Source organism: Aeromonas allosaccharophila (assembly GCF_016026615.1).
GTDB classification, from domain to species: Bacteria; Pseudomonadota; Gammaproteobacteria; order Enterobacterales; family Aeromonadaceae; genus Aeromonas; species Aeromonas allosaccharophila.
In genome coordinates this window covers 1,474,177-1,491,304 of sequence record NZ_CP065745.1, presented here as the reverse complement: position 1 = coordinate 1,491,304, position 17,128 = coordinate 1,474,177, and the positions used below count along the sequence as shown (strand labels likewise).

Annotated in this window: 14 protein-coding genes and 1 tRNA gene; 6 read left to right on the top strand and 9 right to left on the bottom strand. The window is 60.3% G+C overall.

Annotation, left to right across the window (positions count from 1 at the left end; all coding sequences use genetic code 11):
* The first annotated feature begins 39 nt into the window (after positions 1-39).
* Complete coding sequence (locus I6G90_RS06605; protein ID WP_005333426.1) at positions 40-291, top strand: DinI family protein; 252 nt, start codon at positions 40-42, stop codon at positions 289-291.
* Positions 292-454: 163 nt separating this feature from the next.
* Here the strand turns inward: I6G90_RS06605 and I6G90_RS06600 are convergent, their stop codons facing one another.
* From I6G90_RS06600 to dcuC, 5 genes are all read right to left on the bottom strand, one after another.
* Positions 455-1,303: a DUF2927 domain-containing protein gene (locus I6G90_RS06600; protein ID WP_197930358.1), complete on the bottom strand. Its 849-nt coding sequence runs from the start codon at positions 1,301-1,303 to the stop codon at positions 455-457.
* A 26-nt stretch (positions 1,304-1,329) separates the two neighbouring features.
* Positions 1,330-1,833 carry a M48 family metallopeptidase gene (locus tag I6G90_RS06595; protein WP_197930357.1) on the bottom strand — a complete coding sequence of 168 codons (504 nt, stop codon included), beginning with the start codon at positions 1,831-1,833 and terminating at the stop codon, positions 1,330-1,332.
* A gap of 144 nt (positions 1,834-1,977) precedes the next feature.
* Positions 1,978-3,621 (bottom strand): hypothetical protein, encoded by a 1,644-nt coding sequence (locus I6G90_RS06590; protein ID WP_197930356.1) that lies wholly within the window; start codon positions 3,619-3,621, stop codon positions 1,978-1,980.
* Positions 3,622-3,811: 190 nt separating this feature from the next.
* On the bottom strand, positions 3,812-5,458 hold the full coding sequence (locus I6G90_RS06585) for a bifunctional metallophosphatase/5'-nucleotidase (RefSeq protein ID WP_197930355.1): 1,647 nt from the start codon (positions 5,456-5,458) through the stop codon (positions 3,812-3,814).
* 90 nt (positions 5,459-5,548) lie between these two features.
* Positions 5,549-6,901, bottom strand: coding sequence for an anaerobic C4-dicarboxylate transporter DcuC (gene dcuC, locus I6G90_RS06580; protein WP_058051558.1), 1,353 nt, complete (start codon positions 6,899-6,901; stop codon positions 5,549-5,551).
* A gap of 195 nt (positions 6,902-7,096) precedes the next feature.
* On the opposite strand from dcuC, the gene I6G90_RS06575 reads away from it, so the two are divergent.
* Both I6G90_RS06575 and I6G90_RS06570 read left to right on the top strand, forming a co-directional pair.
* Positions 7,097-7,561 carry a hypothetical protein gene (locus tag I6G90_RS06575; RefSeq protein ID WP_197930354.1) on the top strand — a complete coding sequence of 155 codons (465 nt, stop codon included), beginning with the start codon at positions 7,097-7,099 and terminating at the stop codon, positions 7,559-7,561.
* Between the two features lie 183 nt (positions 7,562-7,744).
* Entirely contained in the window at positions 7,745-8,341 is a 597-nt protein-coding gene (locus I6G90_RS06570; RefSeq protein ID WP_197930353.1) for a DUF922 domain-containing protein, read from the top strand.
* Positions 8,342-8,472: 131 nt separating this feature from the next.
* Here the strand turns inward: I6G90_RS06570 and mnmC are convergent, their stop codons facing one another.
* A complete protein-coding gene (mnmC, locus tag I6G90_RS06565) occupies positions 8,473-10,491 on the bottom strand; it encodes a bifunctional tRNA (5-methylaminomethyl-2-thiouridine)(34)-methyltransferase MnmD/FAD-dependent 5-carboxymethylaminomethyl-2-thiouridine(34) oxidoreductase MnmC (RefSeq protein WP_197930352.1) in 2,019 nt (672 codons plus the stop codon).
* 90 nt (positions 10,492-10,581) lie between these two features.
* Between mnmC and fabB the strand changes: the two genes are divergently transcribed.
* Positions 10,582-11,793 carry a beta-ketoacyl-ACP synthase I gene (gene fabB / locus I6G90_RS06560; protein WP_075112161.1) on the top strand — a complete coding sequence of 404 codons (1,212 nt, stop codon included), beginning with the start codon at positions 10,582-10,584 and terminating at the stop codon, positions 11,791-11,793.
* A 319-nt stretch (positions 11,794-12,112) separates the two neighbouring features.
* Here the strand turns inward: fabB and I6G90_RS06555 are convergent, their stop codons facing one another.
* From I6G90_RS06555 to I6G90_RS06545, 3 genes are all read right to left on the bottom strand, one after another.
* Positions 12,113-13,798, bottom strand: a complete 1,686-nt coding sequence (locus I6G90_RS06555) for an aspartate:alanine antiporter (protein WP_042059020.1) — start codon at positions 13,796-13,798, stop codon at positions 12,113-12,115.
* A 176-nt stretch (positions 13,799-13,974) separates the two neighbouring features.
* Positions 13,975-14,349 carry a hypothetical protein gene (locus tag I6G90_RS06550; RefSeq protein WP_197930351.1) on the bottom strand — a complete coding sequence of 125 codons (375 nt, stop codon included), beginning with the start codon at positions 14,347-14,349 and terminating at the stop codon, positions 13,975-13,977.
* A 222-nt stretch (positions 14,350-14,571) separates the two neighbouring features.
* Positions 14,572-14,647: transfer RNA gene (locus I6G90_RS06545), tRNA-Asn, on the bottom strand.
* Positions 14,648-14,781: 134 nt separating this feature from the next.
* Between I6G90_RS06545 and uvrB the strand changes: the two genes are divergently transcribed.
* Complete coding sequence (gene uvrB / locus I6G90_RS06540; RefSeq protein WP_197930349.1) at positions 14,782-16,794, top strand: excinuclease ABC subunit UvrB; 2,013 nt, start codon at positions 14,782-14,784, stop codon at positions 16,792-16,794.
* Complete coding sequence (locus I6G90_RS06535; RefSeq protein WP_197930347.1) at positions 16,791-17,054, top strand: YkvA family protein; 264 nt, start codon at positions 16,791-16,793, stop codon at positions 17,052-17,054. Before uvrB ends, I6G90_RS06535 begins: the two co-directional genes overlap by 4 nt.
* The last annotated feature ends 74 nt before the right edge of the window (positions 17,055-17,128 follow it).

The following is a 17,128-nucleotide window of genomic DNA, read 5'->3' as shown; positions in this document are numbered from 1 at the left end:
TGGATAAAAATACAGTTATAAATCATGGAGAAGTTTCCTATGCGTCTTGAAATCATCATCGACAGAAAACATCAGATCCCGACCTCGACCATGGAGGCGCTGCGTCAGGAGCTGCTCAAGCAGCTTGGCGAAAAATTCCCCGACATCCATGTGCGGGTCGCGCCGGGCAGCGCCATGGCCCTGACTGTCAGCCGAGCCAGCAAGGAAGACAAAGAGTTGGCCGAAGCCATGGTGCAGGAGGTGTGGGAGAACGCCGAGAGCTGGATGCCGGAAGAGAACGTCGCCTCCTGATCCCGCACGGTCAATGGATAACTTGGGCGTTCGATAAACGGGCATGCCCGCGAATGATCCGACGATCCTCGGATAACAAAAAACGCAGCCAGGTGGCTGCGTTTTTTGTTGGTGGTGAGAGGCTCGCGGTAGCTTGTCTGGCTCTGGGGTTGAGCCCGGACCATTACAGTCCCGCCCAGCTTTTCAGGCTCTGCTGCTGCACCCGGCGATTGGCCTCGCGGATCTCCCCTTTGGCACGCAGGTCGGCCAGCGCAATGGGCAGGGCTGCGCGTACCTCGTCGCTGCTCATCCCTGGCTTGAGGGCCGGATGGTAGGCCATCTTGAGCAGCACATAGTCCAGCCCGGTCAAAAAGCTGTCGATGCTGTTGTCATTGAAGATGGAGGGAAACACCTTGTCCGAGTCGTTGGGCAGCCCCATCACCTGGGTGAACTCCTCCACCACGCAGTCGAGAAAGCGCCCCTTGGCCCGGCTGTAGTCTACCGGAATGATGATGGTGGCACGGCTGATCTCGTGTTTTGCATTGGTTGCAAAGTTGGCCAGGCAGAGTCCCTCCTTGAGTGCCATCCCGACCGACGGGTCGCCCCCCATGGTGCGGTTGGCCCAGCTCTTCATCTTGCTGTAGTCGGTCATGATCAGGGTGAGGTTGGGCTTTGCGGTCACCATGCTGATGGGGTGGCCGGTGATGCGGGCCAGATGGGCCGCCTGCACCTTCACCACGTCGGCCTGCAGCGGCTTGTCGCCCGACTCGTTGACAAGCAGCAGCCGGATCGGCTGCTGCCAGCGGGCAAAACGGGTCTGCTTGGCTTCGCCATACTCCCGCTCCATGGCGATGGCCATAAAGCTCTCGGTGAGATAGCTGTCGCTCTGCCAGCGCTCATCGGCTTGGGCGCTGTGGCCCGCGAGCAGAAGCAGCAGGACCAGCAGCCCGCGTGACGTGAAGCGGGGATGGGCTGCGCGGCCCAAGTTGGCCATTACCACAGTGGCAATAAAGCGGGTGGCGGCAAATGACATGTTTCCTCCCTGAAACGGTTGTCAGCCTAGCGGCTGGCCTTGTCGATATCGCGCCAGGTGAGCCAGAGCCTGAGATCAAACTCCAGTTGATGATAGTCCGGCTCCATATGCTGGCAGAGCTGGTAGAAGCTCTTGTTGTGATCCTTCTCTCTGATATGGGCCAGCTCGTGCACCACGATCATTTTCAGAAACGGGGACGGCGCCTCCTTGAACAGGGCGGCGATGCGGATCTCGTTCTTGGTCTTGAGCTTGCTGCCCTGTACCCGGCTGATGTAGGTGTGCAGGCCGAGGGCATCCTTGATGACGTTGATCTTGCCATCGAACACCACCTTTGACAGGGGCGCCGAGCTCTTGAGGTAGCGGTTCTTCAGCTCCATGGTGTAGGCGAGCAGCGCCTTGTCGCTCTGGATCGGGTGGCTTTCCGGATAGCGTTTGGCCAGCATTTCCCCCAGCTTGCCTGCCGCGATCAGCTGCTGTACCTGTGCCTTGAGGGGGTCGGGATAGCCGCCCAGATAAGTCAGTTCCGCCATGGTGTCACTCGTCACATCAAAAAGAGCGTCATTGTAGTTATCTCGGGCGGGCTTGCCTACTACGGGCCGCCGCGGAAAGGCGTTCTGGCGTAAGAAAAAGGGCGGCCATTGCAACAATGGCCGCCCTGCGGGGCGCATGGATGATCAACGTCGGCGATAGAGACCCGGATCCACCTCTTCATAGTGGTTGGTCAGGTATTGATAGAAGGCGAGATGGGAGGGGGAGCTGGGCTTTTTAAGCTCTTCGCTCACCCGATCCGGCTTGGCGATGATGAACTTCGGATTCTGGCGCTGGATATCGGCCAGCACTCGCTCGCGCACGTCATAGGGTGGATTGACGTTGGCAAAGAAGAGGTAGGCGGAGGCTGGCTGGCGATCGGTCCAGAGATAATATTGCGGCTGGATGCCATCGACCCAGATCTTGTCGCTCGGGCTGGTCTCGGCCTTGATGCGATCGACCCGCACCTGGGCGGCAGGATTGAAGGGGCGCCCCTTGAGGGTGCCTTCCCAGGCGTTGTTGATCATCAGCAGCAGCATGGCCAGCGTCGCCAGCCAGGGGGTGGCACTGCGCACATCCCAGGCGCGCCAGAGGGGGATGAGGATCAGCACCGGTAGCGCCCACAGCAGGCTGGTGCCGAGCACCTCGTTGACCCGCTCGAGGGACCACTCCTTGGTGCTCCAGCCAAAGGCGAGCTGCTGCGCCAGCAGCCAGCTGGCGGTGAGCACCACCAGCGAGATGCAGAGCAGGCCGATGGCGTCTGCCTGCTGTTCGCTGCGATCCAGCAATACCGCCAGCGGCAGCACTGCCAGTTGCAGATAGAGCACATCGTAGTGATCGAACACATGGCCGGAGACCGAGTTGGCGATCAGGGTAAACAGCACCCCAAACAGGGTCGCCAGCAGGGCGGGCAGATACCACTCCTGACGGCGGCTCAGCATCAGAATAATGAAGGCGGGCAGCAGCATCACCAGGCCGGTGCGCAGCAGGCCGACGGCGCCCACCATAGGGGAGAAGCCGTTGCCGTAGCTCCCCTCGAAGAAGATGTCGAAGGCGTAGTATTTGAAGGCCGCCAGCAGATCATGTTGCTGGAAGTAGGCGTAAAGCGGGCCGCCAATCAGCGCCAGCCCCAGCAGGCTGGATATGAGCAGCAAGATGGCGTCGCGCCACTTCTCGTGCAGACACCAGTGGCAGAACAGCACCAGATACCAGGCGCCCCAGAAGGCGCCGTTGTTGGTGCGCATCCAGGCGACGATGGCGAAGGTGAGGGCCGCCACCAGTGCGGGCCACCAGCGAAATCCCTTGTCCAGCAGCAGGGTGATAAAGGCCCACTGGGCGATGAGGGCGAGGTGGAAGGTCCAGTCCTCGGTCATGTTGCCGTAGTAGTAACGGGTACCGTAGAGAGCCAACACCGCCAGCATGGCGCCGAGACGTGCCTTGAACGAGAGGCCAAGCTGGGCAAAGGCCTGCCAGCTGGCCAGCAGACCGAGCCAGCAGAGCACCCACTCCAGCGCCCAGATCCCGACAAATCCCCCCATTCCATAGCCCAGCGCATCGAGGGCGAAGATCATCGGCCCCTTGATGTCGATCATGTCGCGATAGAGCACACCCCCTTCGCTCCACATCTTGCCCATCACAGCGAACAGCGAGGCATCAAAGCCCGGCGCCATTGCATGGAAGAGCGGGTTGCGCAGACAGAAGAGCAGCGCCAGCAGGGCGGTCAGCAGCACGATGGCTGACTTGATGCCCGGGTTGACGCGAGGAGGGGTGAAACGGATGGAGTGATTCATGAAGTCGCCTGTTCCTGCAGCTGGTCTTGAAAGCGGGCCTATCTTGCCGAGCTAGTGAGTACGATGCAATGGGGTGGGCCCGTGTGGGGCAAATATTCTCGAAAAAGCCCGGTTCTTGCAGGGAACCGGGCGCTGGCTGCGGCAATATTGGCCGTCAGGGGAATGTGGCAACGCCATCCCCCCCTCTGCATCAACGGATGTACTCAAGCAGGGGCGGCTGCGCTTCCAGCGTGGGCAGGTGGCGAGCCCAGCGGATAAAAGCGTCGGCCAGGGTGATGCCGAGCTCCTGATTGTGCTGGGTCAGGGTACGCGCCAGTGCGGTGTAGCCCTCCTTGCCGGAGGCGGTATAGGCGCTCGACACCCCGCGATAGACCTGTTCGGGATTGACCACTTGCCACTGGCCGGGGGCGGCTTCCCACTCCAGTCGGGTGATGCGCTGGCCCTTGGGCCGATCGGCCTGATAGGTGAATCGTATTCCCGCGGTGTAGGGGAAGCTGCCGTTGCCATTGCCGACTACGCCGTTGTTGGTGGCGTTGTCGATGGCATTCTCCAGCGCTTCCGCCAGCTCGTGACCGTGCACCCGATAGAGAGTCAGTGGGATGGCAAAGGGCAGCAGGCGACCGGCGATATCCGCTTCGCTCAAGGGGCCCGGCTCCAGCGAGCAGCGCACGCCACCGGCGTTGTGCAGGGCAAAGTCCACTTCACCCACCTGTTCACGGGCGGCCGTCAGCATGGCACGGGCCACCAGCGGGGCGAGCTGGCTGCCGTGGGGCTGGGCGGCATCCGGCAGCCGCTGATGGGGCAATGGCGCCGCCAGCCGGGTGACGATGCGCTGGCTCATGGTCTCGATCTCCGGCCGGTAGCGTTTGGCCAGATGTTGTTCAAGCTGTGGATCCGGCTCGCAGAAGGTGAGCCCGGCGGGTGGGGTGGAGGCGAATGGCCAGGGCTGCCAGGGGAGCCACTCCAGCTGCCCCTGACTTTGCACGACGCGGCCCGCCTTATCGAAGGTGAGCTCGCAGACGCCGAGGCAGAGGGCGCTGTGGCCGGCGTGCAAAATGGCCACCCCGTTGTTCATCAGCGGATAGCTGCCTTCGCTTGGCAGACCCAGCGGCGCGAGATCTCCCAGCAGGCTGTGGGTATGGCCGCCGATGATGAGGCTGAGCTCTGGGAAGCGTTCGGCCAGCAGCTTGTCCTGATCCAGCCCGAGGTGGCTCAGCAGCACGATATGCCGGATCCCTTCGCTCTTTATCTCCCGCAGCACTTTGCTGAGTGTGTCGGCCACCGCGTGGAAACGGGTATGGGGATCCGGGTTGGCGATGGCGGCCATCTGGGCAAGGGTGATGCCAAGCAGCGCAAAGGGAACCCCGTCGATCACCCGGCGATGCCAGGGCTGATGGGCGTCGTAGAGGTGGGGGATATCCCACAGCCCGAGGGTTGTGTCGGCCGGCTCCTGACTGTTGTCCAGATTGGCGGCCAGCACCGGAAAATCGAGTTGGCGCAAGAACTCCACCAGCGGGCCGTTGCCCAGATCGAACTCGTGGTTGCCGAGCACCATGGCATCGGGGGCCAGCATGGCGAGCAGGTCGGCGTTGGCGCGCCCTTTGAAGCGGTTGAAATAGAGCGAGCCCTGAAAGGAGTCGCCACCGTGCAGAAACAGAAAACGCTGGCCAGCTGCTGCGGCTTTGGCACGCAGTTGGGTCAGACGGGTCAGGATCCGGGCATAACCGCCGCACTGGGTGCGCCACTGGCCTTCACCGACAGGGGAGAAGCTCATGGGCGCGCCATCGAAGTGGGAGTGGCAATCACTGAAATGGGCAAGTTGAACCGTAATACTCATCTCGGTCCTCCTTAGGGGAAAATGAGCACCGAGTCTACTGCAAAGGGGGGGGAGGATACCAGCCCGGCAGGGTGCCGGGCTGGTCAGCGATCAGGCGGGCACCATGATCTGGGTGGCGATGATCACCACCAGCAGGCCGACGCCCACCGGCAGGGAGGTACGTTTGACCACCTCGAACGGCGAGAGTTTGCCCATCCCCGCACAGGCGACCACCACACCGGAGACCGGTGAAATGGTGCGACCCAGGTTGGAGGCTTGCAGCATCGGGATCACCAGATAGGCCGGGTTGATGCCCAGGCTGCTGGCCAGGTTGGGGATCAGCTCCACGAAGGCGTAGAAGGGGGCATTGCCCGAGCCAGTGGTGAAGGCGGCCAGGGTGGTGATCACCACCAGTGACAGCATCATGATCATGCCACCCGAGCCGAGATCCTGGGCGTGGGTCAGCAGGGTGTCGATAAAGCCGATGGTCATCAGACCCTGAGCAAAGACACCGGCACCGACCAGCAGCATGACCACACCGGCAAAGGCGTCAGCCATGTTGCGCCAGCAGACCTGCAGACCGTCCAGCAGCTCCTTGCCATTGCGGATGCGGACAAGTTCCAGCAGGCTGGCCAACACCATGCACATCACGATGATGGTGACGATATCCAGCTGCGGGCCCCATTTACCGTCAAATATCAGCACCCCGATGATGGGGGTGAACGGCAGGATGGCGTAAAAGGCAGGTGCCGTCGTCACCAGATCGCCCGGGGCAACCGGCTCGTTGTGCTCGCCGGATTTCTGGTCAAGGTAGCGCTGCCAGAAGAAGTGGGTCACCGCCATACAGGCGATCGCCACCAGCGAGATGGGCAGGGTCAGCTTGAAGGCAAAATCCAGCAGCGGCATGTTGGCGGCCTGAGCAGCCATCACCACGTCACCGGAGGTCGGTGCCAGAATGATGGCGGCTGGCGAGGCGCACACGGCGGCTGCCGCGCCACGGGAGATCCCCATGTTGACCATCAGCGGGAACAGGGTTGCCATCAACAGCACGCCGAGGCCGGTGGCAGAGCTCACCGCCAGCGACATGGCACAGGCAACCAGATAGGCGGCCACCAGCAGGATGTAGGGGGACTTGATGATGCCAAGCGGTTTGCTGGCCAGCTTGACCAGAATGGTGTTGGCGCCGATATGGCTCATGTAGCCGGCGAAGCCGCACAGCACCATGATCAGCATCCCCAGTCCACCGCCACGATCGTTGAGCAGGAAGCGGATGTATTCGAAGATATCGGTCGCAATGTAACCGGTGCTGACGACCTTGCTCGGTAGTACCGGCTTGCCCATCATGGCGGTGACGACCAGCAGCAGCAAGCCGCCGCTCAGCAGCACCCCGGTCGCGGAGTATCCTTTGAAAATGGCACGGCCCACCACCAGGGTGACCAGGGTGCCAATAATGAGTTCCAGCATATGTTGCCTTCTGATTGGATGAGAGTGGAGGGAGTCTATTCCGATAGGGGTAGGCTGGCGACCGGAAACCGGATGTTGTGTGAGCTAAATCAACGTTTAACCCCGTGAACAGAATTAAAGAAAGGTAAAGGCACTTTACCCAGCGGGTTTGGCTACCTACCCTTGCCAGCTTTGGGTATCTTTTGAGGCTTTTATATGGCGATTGGTGGTTTTATAGGCGTTAAACGCTGTCTTTTTCTGCTTTCACTGCTATTTTCACCTACTTGCGTGTTTGCGGTGACCAATGACGGTTTTCATCAAACCGGCCCCCATCAGGCGGTCGCCATGCGGCGTCTCATGGCACCCCACTCTTACGGCGTACTGGTGGTCGCCGAGGGGAACAGACCCCGTTTTGCCGCGCTGGCATCCAAAACCACCGAAGCAAACTGCCTGGCCCGTCACGCCATCCGGGTGGATGGGGTCGCGCTACTGGCCACCCCGCGATTTTATGCCAAAGAGGGAAAACGGGGTCTTTGCGAGCTGTGGCTCAACGAGGGGGCAGATCAGGACTTTTTTGCCAACCGTCTTAAAAATGATCATTTTATTCAGATAGATGGTCATGACATCAATGTGAAAAACTACCACCTCGACTGGCAGCGTATCAGCCGCCATGCTCAATAAAAATACAGTTTTGGCCTTGTGCCATACTCTGCTCACGCAACCTGTGAGCGTGCTCTGATTTCTGGGCCCATCATTGTATTGCGCCGCTTCGTCGTCACACATAGGCTATACCCGTCATCTGTGTGGCGGTGGGGTTCACCAAGGTTGGTACTCCGCCCGTGCAATCAAGGAAGGTAGTCTGGCATGGTCAGCAAGGTTTATGGAGTAGTGGGGGTCGGGTTGTTGCTGTTGCCCCTGATGAGTCAGGCTCAGCCGAGCCGACCACAAGTGGTGCCAGAGTCCCGCATCAATGTCCGCTTTTATGAGGTCAATGCAACCAGTCCGGACCAGCTTGCCCGTGCGATTGTTTCCAGTGCCCCCAAAGTGAATGGCAAGCCCGTACTCGGGAAAGCGAGCTATCAGCTCGATTGGCAGCTGGAGACCGAGCAGTTGCAGGGGCAGTGCCAGCTTAAACGGGTAACGGTCACCACCAACGCCACTGTATTGCTGCCCCGCTGGCGTGAGAGCGCGAGCAGTAACGATCCTGCCCGTCAGCGCTGGGGGCGGCTGCTCTCAAGCATGTTTGACTACGAGTCCCGCTTCAAGGAGATGGTGCTGCAAGGGGCCAATCAGGTGGGCGGGGCGATTGCGGCGCTACCCGACCATGCAGATTGTCAGGCGCTGCGCTATGCCGCGTGGGCGGCGGGCAGCGGCGAGCTGAGCAAGGTCAAGGGGCGACTCGATGATTTTCAGCGTCAGACCGGCTACGGCGAACAGCTCGGGGTACATTGGCCCCAGTGAGCGCTATTCTATATAGGGGATAGGGCCCGATATCCTGCCAACCCTCCTCACTATCGCACGATTTGATAAATAGAATGGCCGCCCGATGGGCGGCCATTCTATTTGTTTGCAGATTGCTTGCAGAGTCCGGTTCAGGCCAGTGCTTTGCCCTTGAGCAGCTTGCGTACCCAGTAACGGGCAGGGTGGAGCGCCTCCAGCAGATCGGCGGCCAGCGGCAGGGGATCGCCGCAGATCTCGCTGGCGAGCAGCTCACCACAGAGCGGCGCCGAGCAGAGACCCCGTGAGCCGAGCGCACCCAGCACATAGAGGCCGGGGTGAAGAGGCAGCGGTTGGGCATTATGCTGATCACGCTGCAGATTGGCATAGTGATCCGCCAGCCCCTGCAATCTGACGATTGGCCCCACTACCGGCAGGTGATCCCGACTGGCGCAGCGCACTCCGACGCGGGCTTCATTGCCGCTCACATCCACTTCTGCAGGCCAGGCTTGCTCCGGCAAACAGGCTTGCAACCGCGCCTGATTCTGGGTTTGCTCCTCGGCTCGAAACTCGAGACTGCTCTGGTTGCGGCCATAACTGGCGCCGATGCAGTGCTGCTCGTTGTGCATCGGGGTTAGGTAGCCATCGTAACAGAGCACAGTCTTGAGCTGACGCAAGCTAGCCGTGGTCGGCACATGGCTCACCTGACCGCGCACCGGATAGAGCGGCAGTTCGGCAAAGGGGAGCAGAGCGGGCAACTGGTGACCGGCGGCGACCACCAGATTAGGGGTCTGCCAGTAGCGGCCATCCAGGCTTTCTATGTGCCAAGCATCGGTCTGCTCGGCAATGGCGACCACTTGGGTGTGGTATTCCACCTGCAGCAGGCCGCTGGCTTGCGCCTCTTTTAGCGCTGCGCGGGTGAGATCGGCCGGACAGAGCCAGCCCCCCAGCGGATAGCTGATACCGTCATGTCCACTGGGCAGGCCAGCGATCGTGTTGGCCTCTGCGGCGGAAAGGGGTTGCATCAGCTCGGGCGGGAAGGGGCCCTGGCTCATCTTGGACAGCTTGGCGCGGGATTTGTCGTCATAGCCCAGCTGCACCACACCGCATAATTCGAAAGCGATGGGATGGTGCTCGACCAGTGCCAGCAGCCGTTGGCGAGCATAGCCAAAGGCCAGCGAATAGAAGCGCGACAGCGCATCGTGCTCGCCGTTAAGCAGTGGATAGAGCGCGCCCTGGCGGTTGCCGGAGGCGCCGGTGGCCGGTTCGCCATCTTCGCACAGCAGGGTCACCTTGCGGCCCCGTTCCACCAGGGAGAGTGCGGTCATGGCCGAGGCGACGCCACCGCCGATGATCACAATCTCGCCATCCCTGCCTACCGGACGCGCATAATGGTTGGCGATCGTCTGCGCGGGAGCCTTGTCACAGCGCTCACCGATCAACATGGCCCACTTGGTGCCGTGGCCCTTGGTTTTTTTCATCGCAAAACCGGATGCGATCAGCCCGCGGCGCACAAAGCCAGCACAGGTAAAGGTAGAGATGGTCGCGTTCTCGCGAGCGAGACGGGCCAGCCCATCAAACAGCTCCTGCGTCCACATCTCGGGGTTCTTGGCCGGGGCAAAACCATCCAGATACCAGGCATCGACCAGACCCTCTGCCCGGTGCGGTACCAGCGGCAGCATATCCTTGATGTCGCCGAACCAGAGATCGAGGCGAACGCGACCGCCCGCAAAGTGCAGGCGATGACAGCCGGATACCGGCAGCGGCCACTGGGCGATGAGATCCTGGCTCAAGTGGCCAAGCTCGGGCCAGGCGGCCAGCGCCTTGCGCAGATCGCCTTGAGTCAGGGGATATTTCTCGAAACTGATGAAGTGCAGACGGGAGCCGTTGCCGGATTGGGGCGCCTGTTCCAGGAAGGCTTGCATTGTCGCCAGAAAGTTAAGACCTGTGCCGAAACCTGTTTCACCTATCACGAAACTGTCACTATCGTGGTGCGAAAATCGCGCAGGTAGCCGGTTTTGCTGCAAAAAGACGTAGCGGGTTTCACTTAGACCGTTATTATTGGAAAAGTACACATCCCCGAAGTCACTGGAGACAGGAGTTCCCGCTTCATTCCAATCCAATCGGGCATGATGTAAGGATGTTTGACTCACGTTTTCCTCGGCTCGCGTCACAAAATCGCGGGCATTCTACGTGAAAGCAGACCAGTTTGGCAGCCGAAAGCGGGTAGACTTGGCGCCAGTTTTTCCAGACGAGATGAATTAATGAGAAGAGCAGTGATCACCGGTATCGGCGTCATCTCCAGTATCGGCAACAACAAGGAAGAAGTGCTGGCCTCCCTGAAAGCAGGTAAATCCGGCATCACCTATTCCGAGCAGTTCGAACAGCACAACCTGCGTAGCCGTGTCTGGGGTAACATCAAACTCGATCCGTCTGAACTGATCGACCGTAAAGTCATGCGTTTCATGGGGGATGCGGCGGCGTATGCCTATCTCTCCATGCAGCAGGCCATTGAAGATGCCGGTCTGCCGGAAGATCAGGTCTCCAACGAGCGTACCGGCCTGGTGGTCGGTTCAGGCGGTGCCTCCGGCAAAAACACCTCCGAATCTTGCGATATCGCTCGCGAGAAAGGGGTCAAGCGGGTGGGCCCTTACATGGTGCCGCGCACCATGTCCTCGACCACCTCTGCCTGTCTGGCAACCCCGTTCAAGATCAAGGGTGTCAACTACTCCATCAGCTCTGCCTGCGCTACCTCTGCTCACTGCATCGGTCACGCCATGGAGCTGATCCAGCTTGGCAAACAGGATGTGGTGTTCGCTGGCGGCGGTGAAGAGCTGGACTGGTCCTCTACCATCCAGTTTGACGCCATGGGCGCCCTCTCTACCAAGTACAACGACACGCCGGAAAAAGCGTCCCGTACCTATGATGCGGACCGCGACGGTTTCGTTATCTCCGGTGGCGGCGGCATCCTGGTGATCGAAGAGCTGGAGCATGCGCTGGCGCGTGGTGCTCATATCTATGCCGAGCTGACCGGTTACGGTGCCACCTCCGATGGCTACGACATGGTTGCGCCGAGCGGTGAAGGCGCGGTGCGTTGTATGAAGATGGCGATGCAGGGTGTGGGCAAGGTTGACTACATCAACACTCACGGCACCTCCACACCGGTCGGTGATACCAAAGAGCTGGAAGCAATCCAGACTCTGTTTGGTACCAACGGTCCCAAGATCTCCGCGACCAAGGCGATGACTGGCCATGCGCTGGGCGCTGCGGGCGTGCATGAGGCTGTCTACTCCCTGCTGATGATGGAACACGGCTTTATTGCCCCCAGCATCAACATCGAGAATCTGGACGAGAAGGCCGTGGGTCTGCCCATCGTACGCGAGTACGAAGCGGCCGAGCTCAACACCGTCATGTCCAACAGCTTCGGCTTTGGCGGTACCAACGCTTCTCTGGTGTTCAGCAAGTTCAAAGCCTGATCATCCGGTTGATATGAAAAAAGCGCCTCAGGGCGCTTTTTTTGTCTTCGGGCTCTGTCATCAATGCTGCAGAGCAGAGCAGAGCAGAGCAGAGCAGAGCAGAGCAGAGCAGAGCAGAGCAGAGCAGAGCAGAGCAGAGCAGAGCAGAGCAGAGCAGAACATCAGTTATCGTGGGATAGGGGGAGTGCGTTTGTGGCAGAGGTCAGCGCAGATGGCTGCTGTCAGGTGACGTCACACCAATGAGCCTGCTAGTCAGTCAGATAGCAAGAAGGGAGCCTGTGGCTCCCTTCTCTGTTGGCGGTAATTTGATGGCCACTGGCTAGAACCAGAAGCCGATGATAAAGGAGCCTGCCAGGGTTAGCATCACGTTGGCCACCGCATAGGTACCGGCGTAACCGAGCGCCGGAATGGAGCTGTTGGCGGCCTCGTTGACCACATCCATCGCCGGAGCGCAGGTACGGGCACCGGTGATGGCGCCGAGCAGCAGGGCGGGGTTCATCTTGAGCACCCAGACCCCGAACAGATAGCCCACCAGCACCGGCAAGGTGGTCACCAGCATGCCGGAGAAGAGCACCACCATACCGACTTCGCTGAGGTGGTCGAGGATGCCGCCACCGGCTTTCAGACCCGTGCTCACCATAAAGACCGCCAGACCAAGATCCTTGGCCAATCTGAGCGCGCCGGGCGGCACATAGCCGACCGTCGGGTGGTTGGCCCGCAGGTAACCCATCAGAATGCCCGCCAGCAGCAGGCCGACGGCGTTGCCGAGGCCAAATTCGATCTGGCCGAATACCAGCGAGACGGAGCCGATTAACAGGCCGAGTACGAAGAAGGTGGTGAAGGCCACCAGATCCGTGGTCTGGCTGTGGATGCTGATAAAGCCGATCTTGTTGGCCAGCAGTTTGACCCGCTGCTTCTCGCCACTGATCTGCAACACGTCGCCTTTTTGCAGCATGATGTTGCGATCGAACGGCATCTCGATCTGGGAGCGCACCACCCGGTTGAGGAAGCACCCTTTCTCGGTGAGGTTGAGCTCCACCAGATGGCGGCCCACCACGGAGTCGTTCTTTACCACGATCTCTTCCGTGACGATCTGCAGGTCGAGCAGGTTGCGATCAAACACCTCTTTACCGTTGCGGTAGTTGACGTCCAGCTTCTCGTGGCTCTCGGGATAGCCCACCAGAGCGATCTCGTCCCCTTCCTGAATGACTGCGTCACCATCCGGGCTGGCCAGAATACCGTTGCGACGGATCCGCTCCACATAGCAACCGGTATGGGGGTAGATGCCGGTCTCGCGCAGGGTACGGCCACCGATCCAGGCCGCCAGCTCGGGGCCGACCCGGTAGGCGCGGATGATGGGCAGATAGGTCTTGCGACTCTCGCTGTCGGACAGCCCCCGCTCGCGGGCGATTTTCTGCGCCTCGGTATTGAGGTCGAGACGAGCTAGCGAGGGGAGGTAGCGCACCACCAGCATCAGCCCCACCAGACCGACCAGATAGGTCAGGGCGTAGCCGATACCCATGTTGTCGAGCACCGCCTGCATATCGGTTTGATGGGGCAGGTTGAGCAGACCGCTGCGCAGGGCATCCTGGGCACCCACCAGCGCCGGTGTCGAGGTGAGGGAACCCGCCAGGATCCCCGCCGCCATGCCCGGCCCCAGATTGAAGAACTTGGCGAGCCCCACCGTCAGCAGCAGGGCGGTCAGCAAGATCACCAGGGTCAGGGTGATGTAGTGGATGCCGTCGCGCAGGAAGACGCTGAAGAAGTGAGGGCCCGCCTCGATCCCCACACAGAAGATGAACAGCATAAAGCCGACGTTTTCAGTGGTGGCAGCAAATTCGAAGCCCATCTGGCCGAACAGCAGGGCGGTGAACAACACGCCGATGGTGTTGCCAATCTGGAAGTTGCCAAGACGAACTTTGCCCAGCAGCAGGCCGAAGGCCAATACCACGAACAGCAGCAGGGAGTCGCTTTGATGTAGCAGTGTCACGAAATCTATGGTCATGCCCGGAAAAACCGAGGAAAAAAGTGGGGTCGATATTGTGCCGTATCTATCCCCAATAAAGAAGCGCAACGGGACGATTAATCGGACGTTATCGGACGCTATTTGCGGACAAGGCGGCGGGATAGGGAGACAAGCGGATGAAATCAGGAGGTTTTTGCTGCCACAGCGGATGTCAATTAGTGAAAAATGCTGCCCGCTACCGACGCGGCCCGGTCGTGGGCAATATTATAGATTCTGCTGTCCAGCCGGTCGCCGGAGCGCAGTTTCGGCATATTCAACCACAGGTGAGCCGCCGTGCTAACCATGCAAATATCGCTTGATTTTATCCGCTTGCTCACGGGAAAAGGGCTGGCAAAAAGATGTCTCAGGAAAGTGCCAATAGAGCCTGTTGCCAGCCTGTTACAGCGTCCGTGGCAAAACAGCATAAAATCAGGTTTGCTGGCAAAACGGGCTCTTGCCGATGACAACAACGGGCAATCCCGCGTCCTGACAGGGTTTGCTGCACTTACCCACAGAATCTGTGGATAACCCTGTTCATGAATCTTGTTCATTGCCCGCAAAGCCGCGCCACTACTGGGGTGCAAGTGCTGTTCAAAAAATACCGGAAGAAAAATGTTTGTATAAAAATCAAATAGTTATAAACGACAGGAGAAAACTCTGTCGGGCCGGAACGGGTAACAAAAGGGAGCGTCAGCAGCAAGAGGGATCTTGTGCATTAAAATTGGCAGGAGAGGGCACTAAAGTGGATAACTTGCACCGAGATGGTGAGGAATTGGCTCCCCCGACTGGACTTGAACCAGTGACATACGGATTAACAGTCCGCCGTTCTACCGACTGAACTACGGGGGAACATCGAGCAAGGAGGAGCACTATACAGAAGGTGCCAAAGGTGGTCAAGCCATTCGTGTGGGTGATGGCGCGGGTGTACCGCTGCCAGCCCCTCGGTTACACTGCTCCTCTGCTGTTTTGTGTCGGGAGTGTTCATGAGCAAATTGTTCAAGTTAGCCAGCCAGTTTCAACCCGCCGGGGATCAGCCCGCGGCGATTGCCCAGCTGCTGGATGGCATCGAGTCGGGGCTGGCCCACCAGACCCTGCTCGGGGTGACCGGTTCGGGCAAGACCTTCACCATGGCCAATGTCATCGCTACCCTGAACCGCCCGACCATGATCCTGGCACCCAACAAGACCCTGGCCGCCCAGCTCTATGGCGAGATGAAGGAGTTCTTCCCCGACAACGCGGTGGAGTATTTCGTCTCCTACTACGACTATTACCAGCCTGAAGCCTATGTGCCGACCACCGACACCTTTATAGAGAAGGATGCCTCCATCAACGATCACATCGAGCAGATGCGATTGTCGGCCACCAAGGCGCTGCTGGAGCGGCGCGATGTGGTGATCGTGGCCTCTGTGTCGGCCATCTATGGTCTGGGGGATCCCCAGGCCTATCTCAGCATGATGCTGCACCTGAAAGTGGGGGATGTGATCAACCAGCGGGATATTCTGCGCCGCCTCGCCGAGCTGCAATACACCCGCAACGACATGGCGTTTCAACGCGGCACCTTCCGGGTGCGTGGCGAAGTGATCGACATCTATCCTGCCGAGTCGGACAAGCTGGCGCTGCGGGTCGAGTTGTTTGATGAGGAGGTGGAGCGGCTCTCCCAGTTCGATCCCCTGACTGGCGCCATCGAGCAGACGGTGGTGCGCTACACCATCTACCCCAAGACCCACTACGCCACCCCGCGCGAGACCATTCTGGGGGCTATCGAGCATATCAAGGAGGAGCTGCGCAGCCGTCGCGAGCAGCTGTTGTCCCTCAACAAATTGGTGGAAGAGCAGCGCATCAGCCAGCGCACCCAGTTCGACATGGAGATGATGCAGGAGCTGGGCTACTGCTCCGGTATCGAGAACTACAGCCGCTACCTCTCCGGCCGGGCGCCGGGGGAGCCGCCGCCCACCCTGTTTGACTACCTGCCGGGGGATGGCCTGCTCATCATCGATGAATCCCACGTCACGGTGCCGCAGATCGGCGCCATGTTCAAAGGGGACCGCTCCCGCAAGGAGACCCTGGTGGAGTACGGCTTCCGGCTCCCCTCGGCGCTCGACAACCGGCCCCTCAAGTTCGACGAATTCGAGGCGCTGATGCCGCAGACGGTGTTTGTCTCGGCGACCCCCGGCCCCTACGAGCTGGAGAAGTCCGGTGGCGATGTGGTGCAGCAGGTGGTGCGCCCTACCGGCCTGCTCGATCCGGAGATCGAGGTGCGCCCGGTGACTACCCAGGTGGACGACCTGCTCTCCGAGATCCGCAAGCGGGTCGCGGTGGAGGAGCGAGTGCTGGTCACCACTCTGACCAAGCGGATGGCGGAAGACTTGACCGAGTATCTGGCGGAGCACGACGTCAAGGTGCGCTACCTCCACTCCGACATCGATACGGTCGAGCGGGTGGAGATCATCCGCGATCTGCGCCTTGGCAAGTTCGATGTGCTGGTGGGCATCAACCTGTTGCGGGAAGGTCTCGACATGCCGGAGGTGTCGCTGGTGGCGATTCTGGATGCGGATAAAGAGGGCTTCCTGCGCTCGACCCGCTCGCTGATCCAGACCATCGGCCGCGCGGCGCGCAACCTCAACGGCAAGGTCATTCTCTACGGCGATACCATCACCAACTCGATGAAGGTGGCGATCGAGGAGACCGAGCGGCGCCGCGCCCTGCAACATGCCCACAACCTCAAGCACGGCATCACCCCCAAGGGGCTCAACAAGTCGGTGGGGGACGTGATGGACATGGGGGGCAGCCGCAGTGCAGGCAAAGCAGGCAAGGGGAGTCGCAAGGCCGCCGAGCCGCAAGGGGAGTACCACGCCCGCTCAGCCAGCGAGATTGCCAAAGAGATCAAACGGATGGAGGAACAGATGTTCCAGCATGCCCGGGATCTGGAGTTCGAACAGGCGGCGGCACTGCGGGATCAGATCCAGCGGCTGCGCAGCGAGTTGATCGAGTCATGAGCCGCAAACGCTGGCTTATCTGGCAACGACTGCGTCGTCTCTATCAGGGTTTTCGTCACCCTGCCACCCCCTGGTGGGCGAAGGGACTGGTGATCCTTATCCTGCTCTATGGCATCAGTCCGGTGGATCTTGTTCCCGACGTGGTGCCCCTGCTGGGCTGGCTCGATGACGTGACCCTGCTGCTGGTGTTGTTGTGGGGCTGGGAGCGTTGCCTGCCCCCCGCCGTGCGCAGCGATCTTGAGCAGGCGCCTCATACATAGGGAAGTCCGCTTCTTCGGGTTGCTCCTGATGCATCGCGTGGCAAGCTGCGGTAAAACGGTTTTATTTGACGTCT

Excerpts from the sequence above, each read along its gene's own strand:
- I6G90_RS06535 (WP_197930347.1), top strand. The coding sequence starts at position 16,791 with ATGAGCCGCAAACGCTGGCTTATCTGGCAACGACTGCGTCGTCTCTAT.
- I6G90_RS06575 (WP_197930354.1), top strand. The coding sequence starts at position 7,097 with ATGGCGATTGGTGGTTTTATAGGCGTTAAACGCTGTCTTTTTCTGCTT.
- I6G90_RS06570 (WP_197930353.1), top strand. The coding sequence starts at position 7,745 with ATGGTCAGCAAGGTTTATGGAGTAGTGGGGGTCGGGTTGTTGCTGTTG.
- I6G90_RS06590 (WP_197930356.1), bottom strand. The coding sequence starts at position 3,621 with ATGAATCACTCCATCCGTTTCACCCCTCCTCGCGTCAACCCGGGCATC.
- I6G90_RS06605 (WP_005333426.1), top strand. The coding sequence starts at position 40 with ATGCGTCTTGAAATCATCATCGACAGAAAACATCAGATCCCGACCTCG.
- I6G90_RS06585 (WP_197930355.1), bottom strand. The coding sequence starts at position 5,458 with ATGAGTATTACGGTTCAACTTGCCCATTTCAGTGATTGCCACTCCCAC.
- I6G90_RS06550 (WP_197930351.1), bottom strand. The coding sequence starts at position 14,349 with ATGAACAAGATTCATGAACAGGGTTATCCACAGATTCTGTGGGTAAGT.
- uvrB (WP_197930349.1), top strand. The coding sequence starts at position 14,782 with ATGAGCAAATTGTTCAAGTTAGCCAGCCAGTTTCAACCCGCCGGGGAT.
- I6G90_RS06595 (WP_197930357.1), bottom strand. The coding sequence starts at position 1,833 with ATGGCGGAACTGACTTATCTGGGCGGCTATCCCGACCCCCTCAAGGCA.
- fabB (WP_075112161.1), top strand. The coding sequence starts at position 10,582 with ATGAGAAGAGCAGTGATCACCGGTATCGGCGTCATCTCCAGTATCGGC.
- I6G90_RS06555 (WP_042059020.1), bottom strand. The coding sequence starts at position 13,798 with ATGACCATAGATTTCGTGACACTGCTACATCAAAGCGACTCCCTGCTG.
- dcuC (WP_058051558.1), bottom strand. The coding sequence starts at position 6,901 with ATGCTGGAACTCATTATTGGCACCCTGGTCACCCTGGTGGTGGGCCGT.
- I6G90_RS06600 (WP_197930358.1), bottom strand. The coding sequence starts at position 1,303 with ATGTCATTTGCCGCCACCCGCTTTATTGCCACTGTGGTAATGGCCAAC.